Raw genomic sequence first — 3392 nt, 5'->3', positions numbered from 1 at the left:
CCTGGTCACCCGCAAGATCCTCACCGAAAATGAACCGGGCATATTCACCCTCAACCCACCGAATCGGACCTAACCTTTCCTACCGCCCTCTGAGACGCGCCAGCATTCCGGACGATGCTCCCGGCCTATGGCGCGTCACCGCACTCGAGCACAAGCTGCGCCTGTTAAAGACCGTCCTACTCACCGCTCTACTGAGCTCGGCTGCGGCGATCGGATGGCGCCTATTGCAGGCACACCCGATCGGCGCTGAACTTCTGAGACGAGGGCCCACCGACTGGCTCGGCTCCCACCTTCATGACTTCCGGGTGGTTTGGGCGGGCCAACTGCGCTACGTCGCAGCCATGCTGCTGGCGTGGGTATTAACCATCCCGGGCATCGGCCGCCGAACCGCGAAACGCTGGCTCGCCTGGGTGGCCATCGCCGGTGCAGTCCTTCTCATATGGGCCCGCCTGGGTCCGCCCGACCATTTCAGGCTCGTACTCACCGGCCACTTCACCGGCCTCGACGGCAGCTTCACTTTGCAAGCCACCGGCAGGCTTGATGCGTACCTCGGCACCCACATCGTCAAAAGCTCTCTCAATTTCGCCGATCCGCTCGCCTCGGGCGACCTGCGCCTAACCCTGAGAATCTGGCTAGCCCTCCTACCGCTGACCCTGGTCGTCATACTGTTTAGTGAGATCGACATGGGTCAGCCTCGAACATGGTGGACGAACACGTTGATCAGCCTGCCGCACGTGCTGACCGGACGGCTCCCAGGGCAGCTACCAGCCTTCCTGGACGACGCGCACAGACTCGGACTACTACGTACGGTCGGCACCACCGTCTACCAGTTCCGGCACGCAGACTTTCAAGACCACCTGGCCCGCACAGCTGATGAACACGCTGACGAAGCTGCCCTGACCGAAGAAGACGATGAAGATCTGCCTTAGCGCTCCACGGCAGCGGTCGTAGCAGCACCTCAGGTGAGCCTCCCCCCGCTTCCTGGGGCAAATCGATAGGGTGATCCACGGGACGGACAGGGGTGATGTGTCGATGAACGAGGAAGAGATCGCGCGGCTGTTGGCCGATCTCGAACAACTGATGGCCGAGCTGGGGCTCGACTTCATCGTGACCCAGGAGCGGGTCTTGGGTGCCGAAGGAGTATCGCTGGAGTTCACCGGCGCGCGTGGCGGCGGGGACATCGGGGAGCGCTACCTAGATCAGATCATGCCGCGCGAAGCGTCGCCTCGGGCGAGGGCCGTTGACGAGCGTGGCGCCTTCCGGATGGAGAACCTTGGTACACCTCGGTTCAGGAAGGGCGACGTGGCGCTGACGCCGTTGGATGTACGCGACCGGCTGGCCATCCTCCTCGATTTGATCGAGGTCGCCACGGCAGGAACGCTGGCTATGGAACGTGACGTCTCCGCCCAACTCGAAGAGTTTCGCCAGCTGAGCCTCGCACAACACGATTCCGCAACCGTCGAGAATTTGGCCGACGTCGAGTGGGCTCAGACGTGGGACGGAGCTGTCATCTTCGAAGACCCTCCCGAGTCCGAGGTTCGCGGCGCTGTAGCACCTCCGTGGAAGTTGCCTGACGAACAGCTGCTGCAGGCCCAAATGTCCCGAGCGCGATCGGTCGTCGAGCTCCTTGACGGCCTCAGGGAGGCAGCGGGTGTCTCGCGGGGTAAGTGGCTCGCCCAGTACGGCAAGACCGCCAACACCGGCGACGTATGGAATATGACGGGACAGCATTCGTGACGAACCCCGGTGCAGCCCCCGGCGCCAATACCCCTGAGGAGCTGATGGCGCGACTGAGACGAGAGCTTCCTGCCGCGTTGCCGTTCGCCCTCACTGCCAGCGGGCCGACAGCAACGGCCGGCAACGATCTTTATGAGGCATTCCTGTTCGCTCTGGTTCTCCGCGCCGCGCGTAGCGAGGGGTACCAGGTGTCGTTCGCCGACGGGCAAGGGCGGCCGCCAACAGCCTTCCGACTCCGTCGGGCACCTGGTCGCTTGGCCGGCAGCAACACCTTCACGCATGCCGTTCTCTCGTTGCCCGGCCAGCAGAAGGACCCACTGGAAGTCCACACCGGCGTGGCTGTAGTTGGCAAGAGCAAGGTCGCGCATGAGGCGGACGTCTTGGTCCTACCGGAGACCGTCGCCCGGCGCTGCCGCCAGCTGGACATCGACCCGTCGAGCCGCAACGCCATCCTGGTTGTTGAAGGCAAGTACTACACCTCACCACTCACTTTGGGCATGGGCCGGCAGTTCCTCGGACTGCAAGTCGAGCTGTCTACACGGTTCGTCATGTTGGCAGCAACGGTTACCCATCCCTCCGTCGTTCACCTGTTGGAGGGACGTAAACAGCAGTATGAGGTCGGTGTTTTACCGGGACGGAAAGCCGAGCGAGACCTACAAGAACGCTTTGCGCTTGCGCTTCGAGCCTATCGGCAGGGCCGCTAACGATGCTGCAGGAAATGCATGAGCTATGCATCCCCCAGCCGCAGGCAGTCTCTCATGTGCACAACTCGCGGTACACCTGTTACATGGTTACGTCACATCCGGTTTCCACAGGGCGATTTCTGGGGAATACCGCTGAGCCTCTTTCCCGATCGCGCCGGTTCGCCACGCCGCTGCGTACAGCTCCCACCAGCCGATGAGCGCTGCCGCCACCATCTCGTTGAGCTGTCGCCGACCAGCCTCATACCGGTCTACCGAGGCCAGATCCGCCAGTAAGCGAGGCTCGCCGGTCGTGAGAGCGGTGGTCATGTTCGTCCACAGGGTCTGGGGCGCGTCCTGCGGCTGAGTGGCTGAGGCCAACAAGTCCAGGTAGTAGAATCGGCCAGCATTCCCGAACCGGTCCAGCGCTTCGAGCACGGTCGAGAGCACTGGGTCAGCGTTCACCTGATGCTTGAGACCGGCGAGCCAACCCGGTGCGGTTCCCGGATTACTGTCGAGCGTCGGCCGGGCGATCCGGTCGGCCTTGAGTACCCGGTGCCCGATCTTCAGACGCATCTCGTCCTTGGACGGCCATCCGGTGCCCTGATCACGGCCAGAAAGGCCGATCGTCAGCTTGAGCATCTTCTCCGCGCCCAACGCCAGCAACGACATGACCGCCACCGCGTCGGTGTAGTCATGCCGCATCGCGCGCAGGGCGTCGATACCACGGGAGAACAACGCCGCAGCGTCGTTGCTCTCCCTGATCAGCGCGAGCGTCCACGGAAGGCTGGCCTGAGAGGGCGGCAGGAAAGGTTAGGTCCGATTCGGTGGGTTGAGGGTGAATATGCCCGGTTCATTTTCGGTGAGGATCTTGCGGGTAACCAGGCGTTTGAGGCGTGCGCGTGCGCCTTCGACGTGTTTCGGGGTGGGGTCGACGCCGACGGCGAGGCAGATGTCCTTGGCTCTCATTCCTGC

Annotated in this window: 3 protein-coding genes and 1 pseudogene; 3 read left to right on the top strand and 1 reads right to left on the bottom strand. The window is 63.2% G+C overall.

Going from position 1 to position 3392, the window contains the following annotated elements; translation table 11 throughout:
• From AB0M08_RS47315 to AB0M08_RS47305, 3 genes and pseudogenes are all read left to right on the top strand, one after another.
• Window positions 1-929 (top strand): annotated as a pseudogene (locus tag AB0M08_RS47315) (hypothetical protein); the annotation flags it as partial.
• 103 nt (window positions 930-1032) lie between these two features.
• A complete protein-coding gene (locus tag AB0M08_RS47310) occupies window positions 1033-1737 on the top strand; it encodes a hypothetical protein (RefSeq protein ID WP_364508891.1) in 705 nt (234 codons plus the stop codon).
• A complete protein-coding gene (locus AB0M08_RS47305) occupies window positions 1734-2441 on the top strand; it encodes a hypothetical protein (RefSeq protein ID WP_364508889.1) in 708 nt (235 codons plus the stop codon). Before AB0M08_RS47310 ends, AB0M08_RS47305 begins: the two co-directional genes overlap by 4 nt.
• A gap of 87 nt (window positions 2442-2528) precedes the next feature.
• Here the strand turns inward: AB0M08_RS47305 and AB0M08_RS47300 are convergent, their stop codons facing one another.
• Window positions 2529-3155, bottom strand: coding sequence for a hypothetical protein (locus tag AB0M08_RS47300; RefSeq protein WP_364508886.1), 627 nt, complete (start codon window positions 3153-3155; stop codon window positions 2529-2531).
• Window positions 3156-3392 lie beyond the last annotated feature (237 nt).

This window comes from Actinoplanes sp. NPDC051851 (assembly GCF_040681165.1).
GTDB lineage: Bacteria > Actinomycetota > Actinomycetes > Mycobacteriales > Micromonosporaceae > Actinoplanes.
This window is presented reverse-complemented; position numbering and strand designations above follow the sequence as displayed.